At 53.2% G+C, this 25446-nt stretch carries 23 protein-coding genes and 1 riboswitch; of the genes, 13 read left to right on the forward strand and 10 right to left on the reverse strand.

Annotated elements, in window-relative coordinates:
* Positions 1-49 precede the first annotated feature (49 nt).
* The 3 genes from RAL91_RS04850 to RAL91_RS04860 form a co-directional block, all read right to left on the reverse strand.
* Positions 50-1006 carry a DUF1402 family protein gene (locus RAL91_RS04850; RefSeq protein WP_371932524.1) on the reverse strand — a complete coding sequence of 319 codons (957 nt, stop codon included), beginning with the start codon at positions 1004-1006 and terminating at the stop codon, positions 50-52.
* 153 nt (positions 1007-1159) lie between these two features.
* Positions 1160-4045 (reverse strand): DNA polymerase I, encoded by a 2886-nt coding sequence (gene polA, locus RAL91_RS04855; RefSeq protein ID WP_306262781.1) that lies wholly within the window; start codon positions 4043-4045, stop codon positions 1160-1162.
* Between the two features lie 103 nt (positions 4046-4148).
* The gene (locus tag RAL91_RS04860) at positions 4149-5192 is read right to left on the reverse strand and encodes an acyltransferase family protein (RefSeq protein ID WP_306260243.1); all 1044 of its coding nucleotides are present in this window, start codon (positions 5190-5192) and stop codon (positions 4149-4151) included.
* Positions 5193-5454: 262 nt separating this feature from the next.
* Here RAL91_RS04860 and RAL91_RS04865 point away from each other — a divergent pair, with 262 nt between their 5' ends.
* The gene (locus RAL91_RS04865; RefSeq protein WP_306260244.1) at positions 5455-7578 is read left to right on the forward strand and encodes a transglycosylase domain-containing protein; all 2124 of its coding nucleotides are present in this window, start codon (positions 5455-5457) and stop codon (positions 7576-7578) included.
* A gap of 118 nt (positions 7579-7696) precedes the next feature.
* A complete protein-coding gene (locus RAL91_RS04870) occupies positions 7697-8050 on the forward strand; it encodes a hypothetical protein (RefSeq protein WP_306260247.1) in 354 nt (117 codons plus the stop codon).
* A 127-nt stretch (positions 8051-8177) separates the two neighbouring features.
* Here the strand turns inward: RAL91_RS04870 and secB are convergent, their stop codons facing one another.
* Complete coding sequence (secB, locus tag RAL91_RS04875) at positions 8178-8705, reverse strand: protein-export chaperone SecB (RefSeq protein WP_306260249.1); 528 nt, start codon at positions 8703-8705, stop codon at positions 8178-8180.
* Between the two features lie 130 nt (positions 8706-8835).
* Entirely contained in the window at positions 8836-9411 is a 576-nt protein-coding gene (locus RAL91_RS04880) for an FxsA family protein (protein ID WP_306260251.1), read from the reverse strand.
* 218 nt (positions 9412-9629) lie between these two features.
* On the opposite strand from RAL91_RS04880, the gene RAL91_RS04885 reads away from it, so the two are divergent.
* The 5 genes from RAL91_RS04885 (at position 9630) to RAL91_RS04905 (ending at position 13131) form a co-directional block, all read left to right on the forward strand.
* Entirely contained in the window at positions 9630-10334 is a 705-nt protein-coding gene (locus tag RAL91_RS04885) for a Tim44/TimA family putative adaptor protein (protein ID WP_306260253.1), read from the forward strand.
* A gap of 28 nt (positions 10335-10362) precedes the next feature.
* A complete protein-coding gene (locus RAL91_RS04890; RefSeq protein WP_306260254.1) occupies positions 10363-11487 on the forward strand; it encodes a murein transglycosylase A in 1125 nt (374 codons plus the stop codon).
* Positions 11484-12077 (forward strand): Smr/MutS family protein, encoded by a 594-nt coding sequence (locus tag RAL91_RS04895; protein WP_306260256.1) that lies wholly within the window; start codon positions 11484-11486, stop codon positions 12075-12077. Before RAL91_RS04890 ends, RAL91_RS04895 begins: the two co-directional genes overlap by 4 nt.
* Positions 12074-12454 (forward strand): helix-turn-helix domain-containing protein, encoded by a 381-nt coding sequence (locus RAL91_RS04900; protein WP_306260258.1) that lies wholly within the window; start codon positions 12074-12076, stop codon positions 12452-12454. The genes RAL91_RS04895 and RAL91_RS04900 overlap by 4 nt, the downstream gene beginning before the upstream one ends.
* Positions 12455-12519: 65 nt before the next feature.
* Entirely contained in the window at positions 12520-13131 is a 612-nt protein-coding gene (locus RAL91_RS04905) for a CDP-alcohol phosphatidyltransferase family protein (RefSeq protein WP_306260260.1), read from the forward strand.
* 22 nt (positions 13132-13153) lie between these two features.
* Here the strand turns inward: RAL91_RS04905 and RAL91_RS04910 are convergent, their stop codons facing one another.
* Positions 13154-14341, reverse strand: coding sequence for an O-succinylhomoserine sulfhydrylase (locus tag RAL91_RS04910; protein ID WP_306260262.1), 1188 nt, complete (start codon positions 14339-14341; stop codon positions 13154-13156).
* Between the two features lie 59 nt (positions 14342-14400).
* Positions 14401-14479, reverse strand: a riboswitch (SAM riboswitch).
* A gap of 56 nt (positions 14480-14535) precedes the next feature.
* Here RAL91_RS04910 and RAL91_RS04915 point away from each other — a divergent pair.
* Complete coding sequence (locus tag RAL91_RS04915; RefSeq protein WP_306260264.1) at positions 14536-15672, forward strand: 2'-deoxycytidine 5'-triphosphate deaminase; 1137 nt, start codon at positions 14536-14538, stop codon at positions 15670-15672.
* On the opposite strand, the gene RAL91_RS04920 is transcribed toward RAL91_RS04915, so the two are convergent.
* Positions 15662-16492, reverse strand: a complete 831-nt coding sequence (locus RAL91_RS04920; RefSeq protein ID WP_306260266.1) for an ion transporter — start codon at positions 16490-16492, stop codon at positions 15662-15664. The two genes, RAL91_RS04915 and RAL91_RS04920, sit on opposite strands and share 11 nt — an antisense overlap.
* Positions 16493-16758: 266 nt before the next feature.
* On the opposite strand from RAL91_RS04920, the gene RAL91_RS04925 reads away from it, so the two are divergent.
* Complete coding sequence (locus tag RAL91_RS04925; protein WP_306260268.1) at positions 16759-17685, forward strand: transporter substrate-binding domain-containing protein; 927 nt, start codon at positions 16759-16761, stop codon at positions 17683-17685.
* A 6-nt stretch (positions 17686-17691) separates the two neighbouring features.
* Here RAL91_RS04925 and RAL91_RS04930 read toward each other — a convergent pair whose 3' ends face one another.
* On the reverse strand, positions 17692-18513 hold the full coding sequence (locus RAL91_RS04930) for a sterol desaturase family protein (protein ID WP_306260270.1): 822 nt from the start codon (positions 18511-18513) through the stop codon (positions 17692-17694).
* 192 nt (positions 18514-18705) lie between these two features.
* On the opposite strand from RAL91_RS04930, the gene trxA reads away from it, so the two are divergent.
* The 4 genes from trxA to RAL91_RS04950 all read left to right on the forward strand — a co-directional run bounded on the left by trxA (position 18706) and on the right by RAL91_RS04950 (position 22844).
* Positions 18706-19026: a thioredoxin gene (gene trxA / locus RAL91_RS04935; protein WP_306260271.1), complete on the forward strand. Its 321-nt coding sequence runs from the start codon at positions 18706-18708 to the stop codon at positions 19024-19026.
* A gap of 692 nt (positions 19027-19718) precedes the next feature.
* Positions 19719-20543 (forward strand): hypothetical protein, encoded by an 825-nt coding sequence (locus RAL91_RS04940; RefSeq protein ID WP_306260273.1) that lies wholly within the window; start codon positions 19719-19721, stop codon positions 20541-20543.
* Positions 20540-21901: a hypothetical protein gene (locus RAL91_RS04945; protein ID WP_306260275.1), complete on the forward strand. Its 1362-nt coding sequence runs from the start codon at positions 20540-20542 to the stop codon at positions 21899-21901. Before RAL91_RS04940 ends, RAL91_RS04945 begins: the two co-directional genes overlap by 4 nt.
* A gap of 194 nt (positions 21902-22095) precedes the next feature.
* A protein-coding gene (locus RAL91_RS04950; RefSeq protein WP_306260277.1) for an IS5 family transposase occupies positions 22096-22844 on the forward strand; the annotation gives its coding sequence in 2 pieces (ribosomal slippage) (positions 22096-22405 and positions 22405-22844; 750 coding nt in all).
* Between the two features lie 146 nt (positions 22845-22990).
* Here the strand turns inward: RAL91_RS04950 and RAL91_RS04955 are convergent.
* Both RAL91_RS04955 and accD read right to left on the reverse strand, forming a co-directional pair.
* Complete coding sequence (locus RAL91_RS04955; RefSeq protein WP_306260279.1) at positions 22991-24310, reverse strand: folylpolyglutamate synthase/dihydrofolate synthase family protein; 1320 nt, start codon at positions 24308-24310, stop codon at positions 22991-22993.
* Between the two features lie 87 nt (positions 24311-24397).
* Entirely contained in the window at positions 24398-25438 is a 1041-nt protein-coding gene (gene accD / locus RAL91_RS04960) for an acetyl-CoA carboxylase, carboxyltransferase subunit beta (protein WP_306260281.1), read from the reverse strand.
* Between the last annotated feature and the right edge of the window lie 8 nt (positions 25439-25446).

Below are 25446 nucleotides of genomic sequence, written 5' to 3' on the forward strand. Positions count from 1 at the left end.
CCGGAACTGTTGTTTCTGAGTAGGTATCAGGATTTGGGGAATCCAGAGCCTAGTTCAGCAAGCCACGCAGCGTATCGATGCGGTTATTGACCAGCCAACCATAATAGTTTTCTTCCGGCAGCTTGAGGCTTTCTCCAGAAGCGCTGCGTTTCTGGTTTTCCAGCGCCAGCGCTGTCGCACGTGCTTTCGTGCCGCCCAGATTATAAAGCGTGGCTGTAATGCCTGGATTGCTTGAAATATCAAATCCGGCGATCTTTTGATAATCATCAATCGCGGTGCGCAGCACAGCAGCCATATAATGCAGAGACTTATCAGGGTCCATGATGGTTTGATAAATCACACTCGGCTTGCGCACATCCAGCTTGCGCTGGCGGCCCTGTTTTTTTGCCATGTCACTCATCATCAGCGCCGTCAGCGGGTTGAGTTGCCCCAGACCGAAAGTCTGCCCGGCAAAAAGCGGCTGAAAGAAGGTTTTCCCGAATGATTGATCTGGAAGAGACTGGCCGCGGAACCGGGCGTTAAACACGTCTTCTCGGCAGGTCCACAATTCGTAGGAATCGCGCAGACTTTCACACGATGCGAATTCAGGCCGGTGGACGAAATCGGTTACGCTTTCGCCATTATGCTCGAACCGGATGCGGGTTTCCGCATAGGCCAGTGCTTTCACATAATAGGACTGCAGCTGATCCACAGCATCAACATTGTAGGTATGCTCACCAACAATGGCACCGATTATGTGAACTGGATCGATATCATAGCGTTTGGCGGTTTTCTGAATTTTGGAAATCAGCTTCCTGTCGTTTTCGAACAGGCGCAGCACCTTTTGAAATTTGCCTTCAAACGTATCATTCGTCTGCTGGGTTCGGATCACCGCATCACGGGGAATTTCGGGTTGAGTTTCGTTGCGGTTACCAGCCGGAACAGCCGTGGCTGCCCAGGCACCGACAGAGAGGACCAGTACAAACAGGCCTGAAAACACAAATGCGATGATGCGTAATGGTGTCATAGTCAATAACTCGATGATGCGGGCGCGTTGTTTCAATACTCGCCATTGCGGCGCAAATGGGACAATTCCATGGCTGGTTTCTGGCTGTTTTCGAAATTCAGACATTTGTAACCTGTTTCGACGCAACCCGCCAAGGCTTCAAACAAAACCGGGTTAATGGGCTTCATCCCAATTATCGGCAGCGCGCGCGTCCACCTGCAGCGGCACTGACAGATCAATCAGAGGCAGGCAGGCCTGTTCCATAATGTCCCTGACCACCGGAATGGTTGCATCCACTTCATTTTCGGGAACTTCAAATATCAGTTCATCATGCACTTGCAGCAGCATCTGCGCTGATAAGGTTGACTTCGTCAGCGCCTCTTCCATACGCACCATGGCGCGGCGGATAATATCGGCTGCCGATCCCTGTATGGGTGCGTTGATGGCGGCGCGTTCATTGAAAGCGCGCATATTCGGGTTTTTTGAGTTGATCTCCGGATAATGCGCCCGTCGCCCGAAAATGGTCTGAACATAACCGTGCGTGCGGGCAAAAGCCTTGGTGTCTTCCATATAGGTGCGAATGCCTGGAAAACGCTCGAAATAGGTGTCGATATAGCTCTTGGCATCAGACCGCGAAATGCTCAACTGATTGGCCAGACCAAAGGCCGAAATGCCATAGATAATGCCGAAATTGATCGCTTTGGCCTGACGGCGCACCATCGGGTCCATACCCTCAATCGGCACGCCGAACATTTCACTGGCGGTCATGGCGTGAATGTCCAGACCATCCGCAAACGCCTGCTTCAATTGTGGAATGTCGGCGATATGGGCCAGCACCCGCAATTCAATCTGGCTGTAATCCGCCGAAATCAGCTTGTTGCCGGCTTCAGCCACAAAAGCTTGCCGAATTTTGCGTCCGGATTCGGTACGGACCGGAATGTTTTGCAAATTGGGATCAGAAGATGACAGCCGCCCGGTGGTGGTCGATGCGAGCGAGTAGGATGTGTGAACACGTTTTGTATCGGGATTGATGAAGCCGGGCAGGGCATCCGTATAGGTGGATTTCAGCTTGGAAAGCTGACGCCAGTCAACGATTTTGCGGGGCAGTTCATGGCCTTCTGCAGCCAGTTCTTCCAGCACTGAGGCCGATGTGGACCACGCGCCGGTTTTGGTTTTCTTGCCGCCGGGCAGGCTCATTTTGCCAAACAGAATATCGCCCAATTGTTTGGGCGAGCCAATATTGAACCGCTCTCCGGCAAGCTCTGTAATCTCGGCCTCAAGGCCCGCCATGCCTTGCGCAAATTCTCCGGACAGGCGCGACAGCATTTGTCGGTCCACCGATATGCCGCGCTTCTCCATGCGCATCAGCATTGGCACCATGGGGCGTTCCAGGCTTTCATAAACCCGGGTCATGCCATCGGCGGCAAGGCGCGGTTTCAAAACCTGCCAGAGGCGCAATGTCACATCGGCATCCTCTGCAGCATAGGCGGTGGCGGCTTCCAGTGGCACCTGATCAAAGGTGATCATGTTCTTGCCGGAACCTGCAACCTGCTTGAATGGAATGGGCGTGTGATCCAGCCAGCGCTGCGACAGTTCATCCATGCCATGCCCGCCGCGCCCGGTATCAAGCGCATAGGACAGCAGCATCGTGTCGTCGAAACTCACCACATTCATATCGTAGCGTGACAGCAGCAGAGCGTCATATTTTAGATTTTGAGCAATTTTCAGCACTGCGGGATCTTCCAGCAGTGGTTTCAGAACCGACACAGCATCACGCAGGGGAATTTGCCCCTCAACCATGCCGCCGCCTAACAGATCATCCACACCGCTTTTGTGTTGAAGCGGTATATAGGCAGCCTTGCCGGGCGCCAGCGCCAGCGAGACCCCAACCAGATCAGCCTGCATCGCATCCAGAGATGTGGTTTCCGTGTCGAAACTGACAAAGCCCTGATCTCGCGCCGCATCACACCAGGCGGACAATGTGTCCAGATCAGTGATGCGTTCATAAAGATCATGGTCAATCTTTTGCCCGAAAGCCGAAGCCTTCAGCGCTTCGGTCATCGCAGTTGGAGAGTTCTCTGCATCGCTCCTGGTCGAAGCCGCATCAAGCGCGCCATTCCCTTCCCAATGATCGACAGAGACCTTGGTGGCGTCGATTGTTTCGGCTACGGTTTCAGTGGCCTCTGCAACCCGCTTCGTCAGGGTTGTGAATTCCATGCCTTTCAGGAAAGCCACCAGCTTGGGACCGTCGACGCCTTCAACGGCCATATCATCCAGCGTTGCATCCACCGGAACATTCTGTTCCAGTTCCACCAGACGTTTCGACAGTCTGGCCTGATCGGCAAATTCGATGAGGTTTTCCCGGCGCTTGTTCTGCTTGATTTCTCCAGCACGCCCCAAAAGCGTTTCAAGGTCGCCGTACTCCAACAGCAATTGCGCAGCCGTTTTGGCTCCAATGCCTGGCACTCCCGGCACATTGTCGGTGCTGTCACCGGCCAGAGCCTGAAGATCGATCATCTTTTCCGGCCCGACACCGAATTTTTCAATCACTTCCGCAGTGCGGATGATCTTGTCTTTCATCTGGTCAAACATGATAATCTTTTCGGTGACCAGTTGCATCAGATCCTTGTCTGACGAGACGATTGTGACATGGGCCCCCATTTCTTCTGCCTGACGGGCATAGGTGGCAATCAGATCATCTGCTTCAAATCCGTCCTTTTCGATGCTGGCGACATTGAAGGCGCGTGTGGCATCGCGGATGACAGCAAATTGCGGAATCAGATCTTCCGGAGTTTCACTGCGGTTGGCTTTGTATTCACCGAAGATCTCATTGCGGAAGGTCTTGCTGCTGGCATCAAAAATCACCGCAAAATGGGTTGGCTTCTCACCAAGTGAGGTATCTTCGGCCACCGCCAGAAGTTTCCACAACATGTTGCAGAACCCGGCCACGGCCCCAACGGGCAGGCCATCGGATTTGCGGGTGAGGGGAGGCAAGGCGTGATAGGCGCGGAAGATATAGGCCGAGCCATCCACGAGCATAAGATGATCGCCGGGTTTCATGGATTTGGTCTGAGAATCTGTTTCATGTGACATGGCCGGACTATGCCATTGCCGCCACCCATACAAAAGCGGAAATCACCAACCAGATACGATTGGTGTCGCCTTATTCGCCCGGTTCTATCGCGACCTTGCGGTTCTGGGACGGCGATGTGTGTGACATCCGCGCCCATGAAGGTCTTTCAAACAGGAACAGCCCGATATTCAGCCGCTGCAGAATGAGATAGAAAACGGCCGGTGCCAAAACACCTGACAGGGTGACAAGCACAGATACGGTCCCAAGATCGGGAATGAGGCCCGTTTTCAGCAAAATGATCCGCGAGATCGCCATTGGCAGGAAAAACGCCAGGTAAATCACGATAGAGTGTGCCCCGAGCCAGGCAATCGGCCCGGAGAAGCGGCTCTGTACCAGTATTGATGCAACACAGATCAGCGCAACGGCACCAGCAAACCCCAGCGGCAGCGAGAAGACGGGCGTACCGGCAACACCGGCCCAAACAAGCCCGCCATTGACCAGCGCCCAGACCAGAAGGAAGGCCGCTGCCTTGGGCAGATCATGTCGCACCCATTCGGCAATGCGGAAGATCAAAGGAGCCAGCGCAAAGCCTGCAAAGAAGAAGACATAACGGGAGGCAAACTCATCCACCAGCAACCAGCCGGTGTGAAGCCCGGTTAAATGCAACAGCGCGGCCACAATGCCCGTCATCCAGACCGGAATGTGCAAATCATGGGCAGTTTTGGTTACAACAAAGAAGATCGGCAGAATATAGATGAACCACAGGGTTCCGAAGGGCTCGATATAGCTTTTCAGATACAGCAGAACCGTGCCGCCAATCCCGTATTCAGAGGCCAGTCCAGGCGCTTTGAACAGAAACTGGATCGTGACCCACAGGGCATAAAAATAGAAGAAGTGAATAACTTTGAGATCGAAATATTTCCGCCAGTTGCGATCCAGCACCAGCGCCAGAAACAGCCCGGAAATCAGGAAGAAATCCGGCATGCGGAATGGTGCGGCAAACGCAACAACCAGATGCATCCAGCTTGTCTCGCCGGCGGCTTTTTCCACCCCCAGCGTTGAATGCATCATGACCACGAAAATAATGCAGATGCCTTTGGCAGCATCCACCCAATCCACACGTTGTTGTGCCATTTTATCTTTTCTCAAGCGCGTTGTAATATGACGCTGAGAATACAACAGCGCATCCGGCCAAGGGTTAATGAGACCCGCAAAAGCCTGACTTTGTGGCGTTACAGTTAATATTTTTGACGTCTTGTCAGAGTTTTCGTCGGCCGATTGGCGAAACTGGCGGGTTTGGAAAAGTGGCTATACTTAACCGCCCCTTAAATTGCCTTATTTAAACTCCATGCCGCATGACGTATTATCCCTGACATGAGAGCGTGTGGAACACCCCATGAGTGGCCCCAGACAGCAGAACAGAAAAGAACCCGTATTTGGCACCGCGCCAGCGCGCGGGACAGCACAGCCGCGCACACGCGCTGCGCGACCTGAAGCACGGTCTGGCGCGGTAAAGCGGGGCGGTGGTGGCGGTCCAAAGCCACCTCAGCGCGGCAGGAAACATCCTTCAAAAGAGCGTCGCCCGAAGAAGAAGCGTGGTTTTTTCGGGTTTCTGTTTTACTGGAGCTTTGTGCTCATGCTTTGGGGCGCTATCGGCCTTGGTGGCCTGGCGATTTATTTTTCCTCGGAGCTTCCTGATTTTGCCGAACTGAAAATCCCGGGTCGCTCACCTAATGTGCAGCTTCTGGCCCGCGATGGATCCTTGATTGCCAATCGCGGCGAAACCGGGGGCGAAACGGTTCGACTGGAGCAATTGCCGCCTTATCTTCCGCAAGCGGTCATGGCCATTGAGGATCGCCGCTTTTACAGCCATTTTGGCGTTGATGTTCCCGGTATCGCACGTGCCATGGTTGCCAATTTCCAGGCCGGACGTGTGGTGCAGGGTGGCTCGTCTATTACCCAGCAGCTTGCCAAGAACCTTTACCTTGGTCCTGAGCGGGACTGGCGCCGCAAGTTGAAAGAAGTGCCGATTGCCATCTGGCTTGAGTACAAATTCTCCAAAGATGAAATCATGGAGATGTATCTCAACCGTGTCTATCTTGGCGGTGGTGCGACAGGCGTTGATGCAGCGGCGCGCACCTACTACCAGAAATCGGCCCGCTATCTGACATTGGCTGAATCCGCCGTGATTGCAGGCCTGTTGAAAGCGCCATCACGTCTGGCACCCAATCGCAATCCGGAAGCGGCACAGGCACGCGCCAAACTGGTTTTGGCTGCCATGGAGGATGTTGGATATATCTCCAGTTCCGAACGCGAATTTGCCATTGCAAATCCGGCCTCCGCCACAAGCCGTCATTTGGCGGGTGCTGAGAACTATGTAGCCGACTGGCTGTATGATCGGGTGAAGGGGTTCCTGGGCACGATTGATGAAGATGTGGTGGTTCAAACCACCATTGACGGTCGTCTGCAGAAACTTGCCGAAGGCGCGCTGCGTGAGGGTCTGGACCGCGATGGCGGGACCTACGGTGTTACCCAGGGCGCAATCGTATCGATTGATCCAACCGGTGCTGTCCGTGCCCTGGTTGGCGGACGTGATTATGGCGAAAGTCAGTTCAACCGCGCAGCCGATGCACGCCGTCAACCCGGCTCATCCTTCAAACCCTTTGTCTATCTGGCAGCTATGGAACTGGGCCTGACACCGGATACCGTTCGCATTGATGGTCCGGTTCAGATCAATGGCTGGGAACCACAGAACTACAACAAGAAATATCGTGGTCCGGTGACACTGGAACAGGCGCTGTCCCTGTCGTTGAACACGGTTGCCGCGCGTCTTGGTGACGAGGTCGGCATTGATGCGGTTGCAGAAGTTGCCAACCGTTTGGGCATCAACAGCGATTTGCAGCGCATTCCCAGCCTGTCTCTTGGAACCAGCGAAACAACACCGCTGGAAATGACATCGGCCTATGTGCCCTTTGCCAATGGCGGATACAGTGTTATCGAGCACGCCATCAAGCGGATATCAACAGCCAGTGGCGAAGTGCTTTATGAACGCCAACCCAGTGGTAATCTGCCGGTTATTGCACCCTTCACATTGGGGTTGATGAACAGCATGATGCAGACAACTCTGGTCTCCGGTACAGCCACCAAGGCACGGCTGGATGATCGGCCTGCGGGCGGTAAAACCGGAACCAGTCAGGACTTCCGGGATGCCTGGTTTATCGGCTACACCGCCAATCTGGTAACCGGCATCTGGCTCGGCAATGATGATAACAGCCCCACCAAGCGGGCCTCCGGAGGCAATCTGCCTGCAATTATCTGGCATGATTTCATGCAGCCTGCCCATGAGGGCATTCCGGCATCGCCACTTATCGGCGCCTCTGAATCCCGTGAAATTCTGGCCCAGACCGAAGCAACTGAGTTGCAGCCTTTTGCCAGATCATCAGATCAGATTGCAGCTCAACCGCAACGGCGCCGCACTGAAGAACGCGGGTTTCTACAGCGTCTTTTTGGTGGCGGATAGATCAGTCGCTGAAAAGCCGGATCTGAAGTCAGCAACCGGCTTGCATATCGCCTGAACTCGACACTGTAACGCAGAAATAGTAATTGCTACTTCTGATTACAATCGGTTGGGATTAGCCATGCTTAAGAAGATCACCATGCCGCCGCTGCTGGCAGCAATTTTCACAATGTCCGCACTCAGCTTTCCCGCGTCTGTAGCGTCAGCCCAACAATCCAGTTTTGAGGCAAATTGTGCTGTGACCTCAGGTACAAATGGCGGTCAGAAATACGCGACCCTGAAATGCCACAAGGTCAGTGAGCCGGGAAATTACAAGATTCGCACCACCGTGTGGGAGAACAAAGACAAAAACGGCTACAAGGATTTGGCCCGCATGTCTGGCAGGCGTTTGACCTGCACAATGGTCTGGGGTGGCGCAAACTCCAGCCGGGAAACCATCCATACAACTTATGAAATTACCGGATGTCGCAGGTAGCGGCCGTCCGCGAAAGATCTGCGCTGCGCTGAGCGCGGGCCTGACCCCATCGGCATTGCAGTGAGTATCCCGCAAAAAAAGCCGGCTTTCACCGGCTTTTTATATATTCAATCTGTTGTCAAAAAGCTTAGTTCGGCTGACCTTCGGCCTGCTGCTTGGCCTGAATCTGTTCCAGACGCTGGCGGTAAAGGGCGGCAAAATCCACCGGATCGATCAACAGTGGCGGGAAGCCGCCATCGCGTGTGGCAGAGGCCACAATCTGGCGTGCAAACGGGAACAGCAAACGCGGGCATTCGATCATGATCAGCGGATGCAGATGCTCTTTGGGAACATTGGCAAGCCGGAAGATACCAGCATAGTCCAGTTCAATATTGAACAGGATATCATCTTCATGAGTCGCCTTTGACTCCAGCTTCAGATCAACTTCAAAATCATTTTCCGACAGCGGTGTCGCATTCACATTGACGTTGATGGAAATGTTCGGTCCACCTTCACGCGGGCGCAGGGAATCCGGTGCTTTTGGATTTTCAAACGAAAAATCCTTGATGTATTGCGCAACGATATTGATTTGCGGCGGCTTTGCGGCTCCATCGCCATTCGCGGACGGTGCGTCCTGGTCAGATGGGGCCTGATCTGATGAAGAAGTATCGCTCATTGTTAATCCTGTTATCATTCAAGAAAAGTTGGTGGGTGGCTAACATGTGCCCGGCGCAGAAACAACCATTCAGCGCTTTTTATGCGCTCTGTCCCCTTGCGAAGTGGGCATTTATGCATTTTCTGCTGTCTCAGACTTTGTCGTCTCCATTGCGCCCATCTGCCCAAGGGCTCTCCGGATTGTTGTCCCGATAATCATCGGGGTCCAGATCGACGACAGTCTGGCCGGTTTTTGATTGGCTGGAAGATGGGTTCTGGGCACTCCTATTTTGGCCCTGCGAGCTATGCGAAGAACCTCCTGCATTCGGCGTCGTTGCGCCATTCGGGCCGCCCGGCATGCCGGGGCCGACCAAATTAACCTTGGATTTCAGAAAGTTCCAGACAGTGTCTTGAATCGGCGGAACAAAAAGCAGAAATCCAATCGTGTCGGTCACAAAGCCAGGTGTCAGCAGCAGGATACCGGCGATAACCAGCATTGCCCCACGCACCAGATCTTTGGCCGGTAGACGTTTTGCTGCCATTTCACCTTGTATGCGGCGCAGCAGTGAAACACCCTGCCAGCGCAACAGGAAGGAGCCGATAATGGCGGTCACAACCACCATGGCCAAAGTTGCCCAAACGCCGATCTGGCCTCCAATCAGAACGAAGGCGGCAATTTCCATCAACGGCACGATAAGCAGCACAAAGGGAATTAGGGAAAAGCGCATTAAATGTCTCCAATGATCGGCAGATAGGTGATTTTACCTGAAAAACGAGACTTTTTTGAAGTTTTATCGGCAAAGATGTGTCAAAATGGCTTTGCAGCCTGTTCAACACTTGTGTGTGACAGGCCTAGCGCTATCTGTAAAACAAGACTAAGAAAGCGCTGAGATGCGGCCCGTATTGTCACGGGTGACGGCTATGAAAAGGCACGAGCGGAATATCCATGCAATTTTTCGATTTCTACACTCTTGTTTTTATCGCAATCGCGGTATTTTTCTTCCTTCGCCTTCGCGGCGTTTTGGGAAAACGGACGGGTCATGAACGACGTCCGTATGATCCCTATGCGGAGAAACCCAAAACGGGCCAAAAATCATCCAATGACAATGTCATCAATCTGCCCAAGCGTGATGATGGTTCAGATGGTGAACCTGTTGACGGGCAGGATGAGGACGAAGATGTCGATCCAAAGAAACTGGCCCTCAAAAATCTTGTCGCGCCCATCGTGGCGCGCGATCCGGACTTTGATGCAAAGGAATTTGTGACAGGTGCCCGTGTTGCTTACGAGATGATTGTAACCGCTTATGCTGCCGGGAATCGCGACCAGTTGAAACCACTTCTGTCAGAAGAGGTTTATGCCGGATTTGACGAAGCAATCGCCGAGCGCGAAAGCCGGTCAGAAAACGTGGATTTCACATTTGTCGGTATCGAGAAAGCCAACATCGTGGATGCTCATGGTGACAATTCCGAATTGCGTGTCACTGTGCGCTTTGTCAGCGAATTGATTTCGGCCACCCGCAATCAGGATGGGGATATTATTGACGGGAGCGCCAGCAAGGTGACCGAAGTCACAGATATCTGGACGTTTGCGCGCGATCCACGCGACGGTGATCCGAACTGGCGTCTGGTGGCTACGGAAGCCGCAGACTGATCCTTGCAATTGGGCCGGGGCAGACAGGATGCAAACGGCCCTTCAGGCTCTGAGCTATATTGATCTGCCCGGCTGGGCTGACGATGATCACTTGGCAGCGTTTCACTGTTTTCTGAACAGCGCTGACATTTTTGAAGGTGTGGACGGCCCCAAGACCCGAGCTCTTGGCATTGATGGCCCGGCATTGGGCTGTGTATTCGCAAAGGCGCGCAGGCAAGCTGCCCAAATACAGGATTCTGCAGCCGCAAAAGCGTTTTTCGAAACTCATTTTACGCCGATTATGTTTGCCTCTGATACGCCATTTGCGGAATATCCGGGCCTGTTGACCGCCTATTTTGAACCGGTCGTGGAAGGCTCTCTCACCCGCTCCGAAGCCTTTCCCATTCCCCTGTTACGACGACCTGCTGATCTGGTTGAAACCAAGACGTTCGCACCGGAAGACATACCCGAAGACTTGCCGGAAGGTTTGCGTTTTGCAAAAAAGACAGCGCAGGGACTGGTGCCTTACTTCGATCGCAGTGAAATTGAAGGCCGTGTTTTTTCAGACGGTGCGCTGGCCGGGCAGGGGCTGGAAATGGTCTGGCTGGCCAACCATGTTGACGTTTTCTTTATCCATATTCAGGGTTCTGCCTCTATCCACTTGCAGCAGGGCGGAACATTGCGGGTCAGCTATGATGGCAAATCCGGCCATGACTACACGGCCATTGGCAAAGTGTTGAAGGACATGGGGGAGTTGGCACCGGGTAACATCATGATGCAGACCATCAAAACCTGGCTTTTGGAAAACCCGGACCGGCAATTGGAAATTTTGCACCAGAACCGGTCTTTCATCTTTTTTCAGGAAGAAAAGAATCTTCAACCGGATTTGGGCCCGCGGGCAACGGCTGGCGTGCAACTGACGCAGGGCCGCTCGCTGGCTGTTGACCGCGTATTGCACACATTTCACACGCCGATCTTTGTCAGTTACAGCCGGGATGGCGCCATAGATAATCGCCTGATGATCGCGCAGGATACCGGTTCCGCTATTGTCGGCCCACATCGTGGTGACTATTTTGCGGGCAGCGGATCGGGTGCCGGTGAGACCGCTGGTGGCTTTGCTGCGTCCTGTCGATTTGTTGTCTTGATGCCGCGCGCGCAGGACTTGCCAACATGAAGCGGCGCAAGTCACGAGAATTATCGCCCGAAGAACGCAGACTTTGGAACCGTGTGACCGAAAGCGTCATGCCTGCGCGTCCAGAGTCACATTACAAGAAAATCGCCAGTGAACCTAAGTCAAAAAAGGGCGATGAAGCGCCAAAGCCGGCCAAGTCTGTTGCGCGCCGCATCGTGCTACCCGCCTATCATCCCCCCGTCTCCACACCGAAACGGCCACAGCCATTATTGCTGTCCCCACTGGACAACAAAAGCAGGCGACGGCTGAAACGCGGTCAGGATGCGCTTGACGCAACGCTGGATCTGCATGGCATGACGCAGGCTGCAGCCCATAACAGGCTCATCCAGTTTCTGCATCAGGCTCATGCAGGTGGTGCGCGCTACGTGCTTGTCATTACAGGAAAGGGCAAGGCTGCGAACCCGGACACAGGCGAACGGGGCATTTTGCGCCGCATGGTACCGGCCTGGCTGTCCGGCCCTGACCTTGGATCATTGGTTGCCAGTTATGATGAAGCCGCCACACCCCATGGCGGTTCCGGTGCATTATATGTCAGACTGCGGCGCAAGCGGCAGGGACTTCAAAGACAATGACACCACTTGGCAAACGATTGCGGGAATTGCGGTCGCAAAAGAGTGTGACGTTAAAACATATGGCCGATGAACTGGGCGTATCATCAGCCTATCTTTCGGCATTGGAGCACGGCCATCGTGGCACGCCGGGCTGGTTGATGCTGCAGCGTATCATCGCCTATTTCAATCTCATCTGGGATGACGCGGAAGATCTGGTGGCATTGGCCCGCAGTTCCGACCCGCGTGTGACGGTGGACACATCCGGCCTCAGTCCCGAAGCAACGAGACTTGCAAATCTGCTGGCTGCAAACATTGCCGATCTGCCACCGGAGGCCCTGAAACGGCTGATTGAGGCTCTTGAAGCTGAACTGCGTGAGGCTGCGATCAAGCAAGAGTGAATGCGCGAAAGTCAGGAATGGTTTAGAGCGTATCTTGTGAAACCTGCCGGAACTGATGATTTGCCATGCTTGACAGCCAAATGCGTAAACTGATCGATCCACCTCTGAACCGCATCGGGATCTGGCTGGCATCGAAAAACATCACCGCCAACGGGGTCACAATAACCGGCTTTGCAATTGGTCTGCTGGCCGCGCTGGCAATTGCCTTTCAATTCTATCTGCTGGGTCTGGTTTTGTTGTTGCTCAGCCGCCTTGCAGACGGGTTGGACGGGGCGGTGGCCCGCGCCAGCGCGCCCAGTGATCTGGGCGGTTTTCTGGACATAACGCTCGATTTCTTTTTCTACGGGGCCATTCCATTGGCCTTCGCAATTGCGAATCCTGAGGCAAATGCTCTGGCCGCTGCCGTTCTGCTGACCGGCTTCTATGCCACCGGCTCCAGCTTCCTGGCCTTCGCCATCATGGCGGAAAAGCGTAAAATCACCACCACATCACAGGGCATCAAATCGCTCTATTACATTGGTGGCCTGGCGGAAGGCACGGAAACCATTGCCATCTTCGTCGCCTTTTGCCTGTTTCCAGGCTGGTTTGCCTGGATCGCCTACGCGTTTGCTGCCATCTGTTTCGTGACGGCAGCAAACCGTGTGGTCATTGGCTGGATATCGCTGAAATCCGACTAAGCCGACACCTTAGGCAGACATCTTAGGCAGACAGCGCCTGATCCAGATCTTCTTTCAGATCTTCCACATCTTCCAGCCCAACGGAGAAGCGCAGCAGGCCGGGTGCTATGCCAAGTTCCACCTTGTCTTCATCAGACAGACGCTGATGCGTTGTTGTTGCCGGATGGGTGATCAGGCTTTTGGCATCTCCAAGATTGTTGGACAGCCGGATAAGGCTAAGCGCATTGGAGAAGCGGAATGCGGCTTCCTTGCCACCCTTGACTTCAAAGGCGATCATGGTTCCGCCCTTTTCCATCTGCCGCGTGGCAATTTCATAGTGCGGGTGGTCTGTCCGTCCGGGATAAAGCAGGGTTTCAATCGCCGCATGATCCGCCAGAAAATCTGCCAGAGTTGCCGCCGAGCGCGTTTGTTCTGCAACCCGCAGCCGCAATGTTTCCAGACCTTTCAGCAATGTCCACGCATTGAACGGGCTCAGGCTTGGGCCTGTGTGTTTCAGGAACGGGGCTAGCTTGTCTTCCACCCATTCCTCATCAGACAATACCACACCGCCAAGGCATCGGCCCTGACCGTCAATATGTTTGGTTGCCGAATAGGCCACCACATCAGCACCAAGCTCCATAGGCTTTTGCCATAGAGGCGTGGCGAACACATTGTCGACCAGCAACCTTGCGCCGCCCGCATGGGCAATGTCGGCAATCGCAGCAATATCCAGAACCTCAAGGCGGGGATTGGTTGGGCTTTCCAGAAACAGGGTTTTGGTGTTTGGGCGCATGGCGGCCTGCCAGGCCGACAGATCGGTGCCATCAACCAAAGTGGTTTCAATGCCATAGCGCGGCAGAATATCGTCTACGATGTAGAGACATGAGCCAAACAGGGCTTTTGCTGCCACCACATGATCACCAGCCTGCAGATCGCACACAATGGCGGCGTAAATCGCTGCCATGCCGCTGGCCGTGGCCCGTGCGCCGGCAGCACCCTCAAGCGCCATCATCCGGTCTTCGAACATCTTGACGGTCGGGTTGGCATAGCGCGAATAGACAAAGCCCGGATCGCTGCCATCAAAGCGCGCCTCAGCGGCTTCCGCATTGTCGTAAACATAGCCCTGAGTCAGGTAAATTGCTTCCGACGTCTCACCAAATTGAGAGCGTACGGTTCCACCATGCACGAGTTGCGTGGCAGGGCGATACTGCTTGGATTGATCATTTCCCATTGCTGGCTCCATCAAAAGACCAAAAAAAAACCCGTTCCGACGCTTATTGTCGGAGCGGGCTTGCACACTCTCCGACCTTTTAGCGCTTTGTTTAACGTGGCGGCAAGCCGGCCGGCTCAAATGACCACGAGAGGCAGCAATAACGGCCTTGCCGCTTGGCGTCAATCCTGCAATCGGTTAAGGAAGGCCGACAAATGGTGAAACGGGGTTCTATTGTGACAGGCAAGTCGGAAGATCAGGCAGCAGGAATTCTGCCGGACCGCATGATCAAGGACCTGTTCGCGACCGGAGGCATAACAGCAAAGCTGGCACCGGTTGAGGGCCAGATACAGCCAGCCAGCCTTGATCTGCGCCTTGGCAGTGTCGCTTATCGCATTCGCGCCAGTTTTCTCCCCGGCCCTGAATTATCGGTGGCGGACAAGCTGGCCCGTTACAAGCTGCACGAAATTGATCTGACACAGGGTGCTGTGCTGGAAACCGGCTGTGTCTATCTGGTGCCCATACAGGAGCAGCTCGACCTGCCGGAAGGTCTGTCCGCATCGGCCAATCCCAAAAGCTCGACCGGGCGGTTGGACATTTTCACACGGGTCATTGTCGACAAGGCCCGCGAATTTGATCAGATACCGCAGGGCTATTCAGGCCCGCTCTATCTGGAAATCAGTCCACGTACTTTCCCAATTGTGGTGCGCCCCGGATCGCGCCTGTCGCAAATCCGCTTCCGCAGCGGGCACCCGCATCTGGATGATGCTGAATTGACGGCACTTCACAATACAACACCGCTGGTCATTGGCAGCGAGCCGCATATTGCCGATGGGCTGGCTTTCTCAATCGATCTGGAAGGCAAGGGCGAAGGCGCGCCGATTGGCTATCGCGGCAAACCCCATTCCGCTGTTGTCGATGTGGACCGACCGGGCGCTTATGAAATTCTGGATTTCTGGGAACCGATCTATCCGCGCGGTGCTGCCGAGCTTATTCTGGATCCGGACCAGTTTTACATTCTGGTGTCACGCGAAGCCGTTCAGGTGCCACCTGACTACGCTGCAGAAATGGTGCCGTTCGATCCGCTGGTTGGCGAATTCCGGGTGCATTATGCCGGTTTCTTTGACCCCGGTTTCGGCCACACCAAAGATGAGGCTGGCAATCTGATGGGCAGCCGGGCCGTGCTGGAAGTGCGCAGCCACGAAGTGCCGTTCATTCTGGAACACGGCCAGACCATCGGCCGGCTGGTTTACGAACCGATGCTGGACCGCCCGGATGCGCTTTACGGCGTCGATTTGAAATCAAATTATCAGGGCCAGGGCCTGAAACTCTCCAAGCACTTTAAACCCTAGTTTCAAGACCGGTTTTGATCTCATTGCGTAGTTGCGCGAGTTCCGTTCTCACGCTCTTCAATTCCGCCAAAACCGCTTTGTGATCATTTCGCTGGCGAACGGCAGCGTCGCTGCCCGCTTCTTCTTCTTCTTCAAGCGCGGCCTCATGTTCTTCCTGCATGGCACCGACAATGATGCCGATCAGCAGATTGATGACCATGAAGCTTGAAAACAAAATGAAAAGCACAAAGAACATCCAGGCAAAGGGGAATTCCTCCATCACCGGGCGCACAATGCCCATCGACCAGCTTTCCAGTGTCATGATCTGAAACAGTGAATAGGCGGATTCGCCAATGGAGCCGAACCATTGCGGAAAGCTGTCGCCATACAATTTTGTGGCAATGACAGAGGCGACGTAAAACACCAGTCCCAGAAGCATCAGCACGGACCCCATGCCGGGCAATGCGGTGACCATGGCCCCCACCACCCGCCGCAAAGATGGCAACAGGCTGATGAGGCGCAAGATGCGTAGAATGCGCAGAGCCCGCAGAACCGACAGAGCGCCACTGGATGGCAGCAAGGCAATGGTAACAATGACGAAATCGAATATGCGCCAACCATCTCGGAAAAACGCACCGCGATAGGCAAACATCCGACCGATAAGCTCAACAGTAAAAATACCCAACAGAACCCTGTCGGCCAGCATAAGCAACGGCCCGGCAACAGCCATGGCCCGGTCGCTGGTTTCCAGCCCAAGTGTGATGGCATTCAAAATCACCAGTCCAGCGATCACATATTCGGTTTTTTTGTTTTCGTAAAAATCGCGGAGCTTCTGATCCATGTATCCAGCCATCGGTGTGTGGGGGCAATGCTTCAGTCTTTAACTGAAGCAAATCGGATGTGGAGCTTTTTTTGGCGCGAACAACTCCAATGGCGCTTTTTTTGTGGTATTACGCCGCGGCGTAACGCTTGTGCAGACGACAGACCCATTCACAATGTGTATTTCCCCGGCAAATACGAAGCAGAAAATGGATTTTCAATCTGAAGTATGTCATTCAGAAAAACGTCATGAACGTTTTGAACACGATCTGCAGGGAAACTGGTTGAATGGCTCGATGCGAGGATAGTTTGACGGCGCGGATAAAGCCGCAGGGATCATCCTCTTTCTCTCCAGTCTTTGCCATGTGTGCGGCTGCCGTTGCGATGCTTGTTCCCGTATCCGGTTTTGCCCAGGACACAGACGCAGCTCTGGACAGCCAGCAACAGGCGACGCTTGGCCATGTGCCAAATTATTGGGATTTCAAAACAGTTGGTGATAGGCCCTCTGCTGAGGATCTGGGGTCGGTTCGGTTTTTGATGACCGACGATTTCCCGCCCTTCAGCTATCTTGCCCGTGATGGTCAATTGGCAGGTTTCCATGTCGATTTTGCGCGCGTTTTATGTGAAGAGTTGCAGATTTCCTGTCAGATTCTGGTGCGGCCTTATGCCGATCTCGTCGGCACGCTTGGAGATGGCAAGGGCGATGCGATACTGTCCGGTATTGCGGTTTCCACAGCGCTTGATCAGGGGCTTTTGCTGTCGGATGCCTATCTCACAACACCGGCCAGATTTGCTGCCAAAGCGGGCAGTGAGGATTTGCCAAAAGTGGAAGACATGGCCGGACGCAGCATCAGCTTTGTCACCGGCACATCTCACGAAGCGTTTCTCAAAGGCTTTTTCGGAGAGGCGGATTTGCGCCCCTATGACAGCCGGTTTGCTGCCCGCCGCGCCTTGCGGGACGGCGATGTTGATTTCACCTTTGGTGATGGTCTGTCGCTCTCCCTATGGCTGAATGGTGCACAGTCAAAGGGCTGTTGTCAGTTTGTTGGCGGTCCTTATCTGGAACCGCGTTTTTTTGGCAATGGCTTCACCATGGCCTTCTCACCAACGCGCCCGGAGCTGAAACAGGGATTTGACTACGCCATTCGCGAAATTTTCAAATCCGGCAAGTTCGCTGAATTGTATCTGCGCTATTTCCCAGTCAGTTTTTTTTGAGAAGCATCAGCTCTTTCTGATGAAGGGCAGCCACAGGCTCCAGGCCAGCCGCACGGGCTCTCCGTGCTGATATTCCTGCAATCCGATTGTCATGCCTTCATGGCCATCTTCGGGCTGATCCCGATAAGTTCCAAAGACCCGGTCCCAGATAGAGAAATTGAAGCCGTAATTGCTGTCTGTTTCCTTGTGGCGGATAGAGTGGTGAACCCGGTGCATATCCGGCGTAACAATAAGCTTGCGCAAAGGTCCTTCAAGCCAGATCGGCAGTTTGACATTGCTGTGATTGAACATGGCACACCCATTCAGGACCACTTCAAACAGAAAAACAGCGAAGGCCGGTGCGCCCAGTAGAATGATGAGGGCAGCCTTGATCAGCATGCTGAGAACAATCTCGACCGGATGAAAACGAATTGCTGTGGTGACATCAATGTCCGGATCAGAATGGTGGACCTTGTGAAACCGCCAGAATATCGGAATTTTGTGGAACACGAGATGCTGCAGCCAGATTGCAAAATCCAGGAAAATGAACACCAGGAGCCCGAAAAGCCACGCCGGTGGGGCGATGGCTTGTGAGACGGCCCAGGGGTAAAGTCCGATCTGGTTTTCACTGGCCCACACGGCAATGCCGACCGCTGCCGCCGGGAAAAGAACGCGTATGATCAGTGAATCCAGCACAATAATCGAGAAATTCGTGAACCATCGCCCGCCGCGGCCATGGAGCAGATGACGCCGTGGCGCAACGATCTCGAACAGGGCCATAGCGGCAAAAATGCCGAAGAAAACGCTGAGCCGAATGAGGCCTTCTGAAAATGAAAACGGTGAATCCATCGAATTACGCCAATTATTTTTAAGAGTATTTCTTTTATATAGCGCATTTGGAGGGACGCTGTAGGTCAAAGACTTGTGATCCGCGCACTGCGTCCCGCTCCTTGACCTGCTGCAACCGGGTTCCTACGTTGCAGACATGCTATTGAGGCGCGAATCGACTGTTTCGATGCGCTCTACTGGAGAAATGAAAAGATGACGACTCATACGGTTACAGATGCAGATTTTGATGCCTCAGTGTTGCAATCAGATACGCCAGTTGTGGTGGATTTCTGGGCTGAATGGTGCGGACCCTGCAAGATGATTGCCCCGGCACTTGAGGAAATCTCGGAATCCGTTGGTGACAAGGTCAAAATCGTCAAGCTGAACATTGACGAGAACCAGAATACCGCCATCAAATATGGTGTGCGCTCGATCCCGACGCTCATCATGTTTAAAAATGGTGAGCCGGTCGACATGAAGGTCGGAGCCGCCCCAAAGGGTGATCTGGACAAATGGATTTCAGGCGCAGCCTGAACTCATAGCAGTCTGGGCTGTCCGCAGCCTGAAATCATCAAAGAACGTATAAAGAGCCCCGGCAAGTCCGGGGCTTTTTTGTGGGATTAGCTCTATTCTGTTGATCATGATCTCGCGTATCTGAAAGACAATGTTGCAGAGACGGTAAGGGCTGTTTTCGCCCAAAGACGCCTGATCCATTCGAGGCCATCCAAAAGCAAATCATGTGGCAGCCGGGATGGGAATAAAGTCGGCGCCCTGCTCAAGCACCAAGCAATTACCGGTCGATACGGTAGCCATCCGGGGTAGGCCTTCGCAAGGCCGTATCACACATCGGATCAAAGAGCCGCTGATTTACCCATATGGACGCTTATGTATTTGGCATAGACCAGATGGTGGAATAGAAGACAAAGCACCTGTCCATCGACTCGGCGTAAACAGAGTCTGCGTATTGAGGCCCCACACCAGGAAAAATTTGGCAAGCGCGCAGTGAGAGAATAGCGACAAATAGTAATGGTAGTTGGCGCGAACAGACAAGTTGTTGACTGTAACCTCAGGTTGATGCATAATTTTAACATTGACATGCGGTTGTTTAAACTGCGGCCAAACCACTCATTCAGTTCTTTTTAGGGAGGTCCGATGTGGCATTTGGAACAACACGGTCCTCGCGACTTATAATAGCTATTACCATTTTGGCGTTCGGAGTGCTGCTGATGATCGCGCTTCCGATACTGGATGCGATTGCAGATGGAAGAGCTACGGATGGGCGAGCGGCATATGATTTCCTTGTGTTTTGGCCTGCCATTTACATCCTGAGTCTGGCAATTGTTGTATCGATGTTGACGATAGTCATCGCTCATCTCATTCGCCTTGACGCATCCGCAACCAAAAAATTCAAGATCCTTGGAGTAGAAATTCCTATCGAATTTAAGGGAGCTTCTCTTCTTATGCTATTGCTTAGCGTTGCTGCGGGGGGCGCGACACTGAAGTGGGATTTGGTTGGACTTGCCGAACTTCACGCAGATTATGACGTGACTAAATTAGACTATGAGAGAGAAAAAATTCTACGCGGAAATTCTGAAGCGCAGGTTGAACTACTCCTTACAGTCTTAGCCGGTAAAAGAAACAGCAAAGGAATTGAAGTTCTAAACTTGGTTGTGGCTTGCGGACCATCGGAGCACCAGAAGCATTCTGCGTGGGAAGTATATAATCAAGATGATAAAAAAAACCCTTGGCATAAATACGCTTCCCTACGCAAGCCTCTCGTTGTGAGCAAAAATCCGAAGGCTTATAGAATGACTCAGAACGGGCGTGAACTGATCAGCATCAACGTCGAATTCTCTGACAGCGGAGTTGTGGAGGTGGATCTTAACGACACTACGAGTGTCGCTGAATTCTGTAAATTCATCAATGAGCCACCATCTTCGGGGTTTGGAGTCGAGAATGCAGAACATAGGCCTCTTCCTGAAGAAATATCAACAGATCCTGATGCTCAGTCCGTAGGCGAAATTGAATCAAGTGCGAAGCGCGACGGATGACTATTCGCTTTGTTTTCCTACTGCAACTCGGTTGCGCGTTGTTAGGTCTGTCGAGAGAAGCCGCTTCACAAGAACTTGACCGTGCGCTCGTAGCAAAGGATCCAGTAGCTTTCATTGATGCTCTGGAGCCACAACAACGCGAAGCCATAGTAAGAGATATCGCCAAACTCATTGAAAAGAAGGGCCGAGAGTTTGATTCGCTTGTAAATCTCCTTTGTGAGGTGAGGCCATGGACGACGGGTGGTCGGGACCTCGATATTGAACTTCAAGATACGCTTTGGCAGAATGCGGCGCTGGAAACTGCTCCATGGACCGAAACCTTTGCTGCGTTAGATTGTGCTGCAGCAAATAGAATCGACTTCTATTTTTCAGAGGTTGTGAACCCGCTGGCGAAACTAAGGCAGGACATATGCGAGGGAGTAACAGTTTCAAGTATCGAATTTGAGCAATTTAGCCAAATTAGCAAAGCGATCGAGAAAGTTGATACTGCCATACTTCGCGGTCTTACGCTGCCGGGACGGAATAGTCGTAAATTTAGGAGCTATTTCCCGCTCCGCAACGCAATGCGTCGGGCGATGATGGAAGCAGCGCAGGGAGTTCGAGTTGCTGACACTAACTGGACTGAGGCGCAAAAACACTTTTTGAATGCATCGGAAGTTTTAGAAGAATGGAATGAGCTCGGAAGAGACGGAAAAACACGGATACTGCTCAAAAATACGAGGAATGGTTGGAGGTTTCATAATGATTTACAGCTTTATTCTGCATTATATTCATGGCTTGGAGGGAGCAGTAAGAATCTCGACCTCGAAGTTCTGAGAGCATGGCCCCCGGCAAAAGAGGATTGGGGTGTTGCGGGCGCTCTTGGCGCGACAGTTGAGCGTCGCATGCCAAAAAGCTTTGTTGATTTCATCTTCGTAGAACGTATTTTACCTGGTGCTGCAAGCGGTGCTTCAGAGTGCGAACGCTGGCGCCTTCGTTCGTATAATACTGAGGAGTTCTCAACCCACGTTGAAAACTGTGCTGAAGGACTTGTCCCAAGTGATCTCAAATCTCTTCGACAGATAGACGATTGCATAGCAAGTTATCAGGCATCAGATTGGAGGGTTCAGTTTCTCGCATTTAAGCGCCGATCCCAATGGGAAGATGTAGCGGATGAAGAAATAAGTAAAATTAAGGCCGCACTCTCGACGAGTTCAGATGATTTGAGTGATATTATTGAAAGCATTAGACCAGACCCTGGGGTCTGGATAAGAATTATGACCGATGAGAAGTTTACGACTGCAAGGGTTAATGAAGTTAGAAGTGAGGTATTGAAAATATATCCTAATGCTTTGTTTGCCAGGCCAGCCCTATATTAAATCTCATTTGAGAATGTTCCAAAAATTTATTTTCCCGTAGTTGCGAAAGAACACATCAAGCAGGATCCAATCATAACTGAAGGATAATGTTACGAAGATGGTGGCGCAAAGTTTTACTAGGGTGTGAACCCAATTCAGTCCCTTGATTTTGCTTGTGAAAGTGTGATTCACAACCTCCTTTGATGGAGGTAGTTATGGCACGATTTGATTTGACTGACGAAGAATGGGCAATTATTGCACCGCTTCTTCCCAAGCAGGGACGCGGTCCGGAACGCAAGGATGATCGCAGGGTGCTGAACGGCATCTTCTATGTTCTGCGAACGGGAGCACCTTGGCGTGATTTGCCGGAACGATACGGCCCCCGCACGACGGTTTATAACCGATACATCCGATGGGGTGAGCGTGGCGTCTGGCAAGGCATATTCGAAGCCCTTGCGCAAGAATGTGAAGACGCTTTGGTACTCATAGATGCTTCCATCGTCAAGGCTCACCGCGCAGCGGCTGGGTCAAAAAAGGGGAACTGGAAGAAGGTATTGGCCGCTCACGAGGTGGTCGCACAAGTAAGGTTCACGCGGCTGTAGATGCCAAAGGCCGTCCGTTGAGACTGGCCATATCCGGCGGACAACTACACGATAGCCAGATGATGGATACGTTTTTGAATTGGGACACTCCGCCACTCGCCATCGTCGCAGACAAAGCATATGGCAGTGGAAGAATTAGACAGCAAATTGCCGATGAAGGCGCATTGGCTGTCATTCCATCTAAGAGCAACGCGCGCCAACAGATCCCGCACGATGCCAACCTCTACAGGCAACGAAATGTCGTTGAACGCTTTTTTTGTAAGATGAAGGATATGCGAAGGCTGGCGACCAGGTTCGAGAAGAAAGCACGAAACTTCCTTTCAATGATCCAGATATTCGCAATCAGATGTTGGGCCAATTGAGTCCACACCCTAGACGTAATGGGGTAAATTGATTTTCCATCGCATTATTGCAAAGTAATCACAATAAGACGTTTTTTGTAAAATGGAGTTCTGCTAATACAATGAAAAACAGTTGTATTAATATGATGAAAGCTTTTCATTATCGACTATTCTGGCAGCGTTCCATTTGCCTTTAGAACCTCACCGGCCAGATACAGCGATCCGCAGATGAGAACGCGCGGGCTGTTTTCATAGCGCCAGTTTTCCGACATTGCCGCAAGCGCTGCTTCAACAGAGGCAGCTGGCTCGGCACTCAGACCGGCTGCAATTGCCAGATGGGCCAGTTCCTCTGCATCGCGAGATGATTCCGCGCCCGGAATAGCAACTGTGAAGACGTGTCGGGCCAGACTTTCAAAGGGTTCGAAAAAGCCGATTGGATCTTTCGTGCTCAACATACCGGCAATCAGGAAGAGCGGCCGTTCGACACGCTCTTCCAAAGCGGCCATGGCGCTGGCAACCACCGCGCCTGCACCGGGATTGTGTCCGCCATCCAGCCAGATTTCAGTGTCCGGATGCGCGATTTTGGTAAGCGCGCCGCTCTGTAAGCGCTGCAGGCGCGCGGGCCAGATCGCATGACCCAAACCATATTCGCGCGCATCTGATGACGGCATGAACCCGGTCGCTTCCAGCGTCGCAAGGGCCACGGCCGCATTGCCGATTTGATGCTGGCCCACAAGATTGGGCAGAGGCAGGTCCAGCACGCGCTGTTCGGTCTGAAAAACCATGCGGCCATGCTCGGCAAAGGCATCAAAATCCTGACCCAGCAAATGCATGGGGGAGCCGATGCGCCCAGCCACTTCAGCAATGACTGACATGGCTTCAGGCACCTGTCTGGCGATGATCGCTGGAACACCGGGCTTCAAAATGCCAGCTTTCTCATAGGCAATACTGGCCAGAGTGTCCCCCAGAAAGCTTTCATGATCCATGGAGACCGGCGTGATCACAGTGGCCAGAGGGTTTTCGACAACATTGGTGGCATCCAGACGCCCGCCAAGCCCCACTTCCAGCAACAGCACATCTGCCGGATGTTCAGCAAACAGTTTGAAGGCAATGGCTGTGGTGATTTCAAATTGGGTGATTTCCGCACCATCATTGATGCGTTCCACGTCCAGCATGGTCGAAATCAACGTGGCGTCATCCACCAGCCTGCCGCCGCCAGGCTGTCCCAGCCGGATGCGTTCGTTGAAGCGCACCAGATGGGGCGAGGTGTACACGTGAACCTGCTTGCCATCAGCCTCCAGCAGGCTGCGCATATAGGCGGTGGTCGAGCCCTTCCCGTTGGTTCCGGCAACGTGAATGGTTGGAGGCAGGGACTTTTCCGGGTTGCCCAACTTTACAAGCAAGTCCTCCAACCGACCCAGCGATAGGTCCATCAGGCGGGGATGCAGCCGTGTCAGCCGCTCTAATATGGCAGTCGTGTGGTCCATCAGATGTCTTCATTTGCTGCGGACAGGAGAATTGGAAACCGGTAAATGGCTCTTAGCAAGCCTTTGCCAGGATGTCAGTCTGGAAGTTTATGCTGTTTTGGCAGGCCCATCGGACGAGTCCACTTCTGCCGCATCAATTGGCTCCGGAGCCGGGTTCAGCTCACTGTCAACGGGCTCCAGTTCAACCACTTCCGGCGCGTCTTCCACGTGCGCCTTGGCGTCTTCCGCATGCTCGGGCTCATCAGCCTCTAAAGCAGCAGTCTTGCTGAGAGCCGCAGGTTGCTTCATCAGCAAGCGGCACACATTAGCCAGCGTTTCGCGCATTTTATGGCGATGGATCACCATATCGACCATGCCATGTTCCAGCAGATATTCGGACCGCTGAAAGCCTTCCGGCAGTTTCTCGCGGATGGTTTGCTCAATAACCCGTTGCCCGGCAAAGCCGATAAGCGCACCGGGCTCAGCAATGTGTACATCGCCTAGCATGGCGTAGGAAGCGGTTACGCCACCTGTCGTCGGGTTGGTCAGCACCACGATATAGGGCAGGCCCGCCTCGCGATGCTGTTGCAACGCGACCGTGGTGCGCGGCAATTGCATCAGCGATAAAATACCTTCCTGCATGCGCGCGCCGCCGGAAGCAGCGAACAGAATGAACGGAACTTTGGCTTTGGTTGCGGCCTGAAATCCGGCAATAATGGCTTCCCCGGCGGCCATGCCAAGCGACCCGCCCATGAAATTGAAATCCTGAACCGCAACAACGACGGTTCGTTCTTCCAGCAGGCCCTTGCCGAGCATGATGGCGTCTTCATAGCCGGTTTTGGCTTTGGCATCTTTCAGCCGGTCAGTATAACGCCGTTCATCGCGAAACTTGAGCGGGTCAACCGGCGCTGTTGGCAGAGCCAGTTTTTCAAACTTTCCTTCATCGAACAGCCTGGTCAGCCGCCGTTCGGCACTGATCCGCATATGGAAGCCGGAATTTGGAATGACGAAGTCATTGGCTTCCAGATCGCGGTGGAACACCATTTCACCGGACTCAGGGCATTTGATCCATAGATTTTCCGGAACTTCCCGCTTGGTGCTCCAGAGATTCTGGATTTTGGGCCGGACAACACTGTTAATCCAATTCATTGGCTTTC

Source organism: Pararhizobium sp. IMCC21322 (assembly GCF_030758295.1).
In the GTDB taxonomy this organism is placed as follows: Bacteria; Pseudomonadota; Alphaproteobacteria; order Rhizobiales.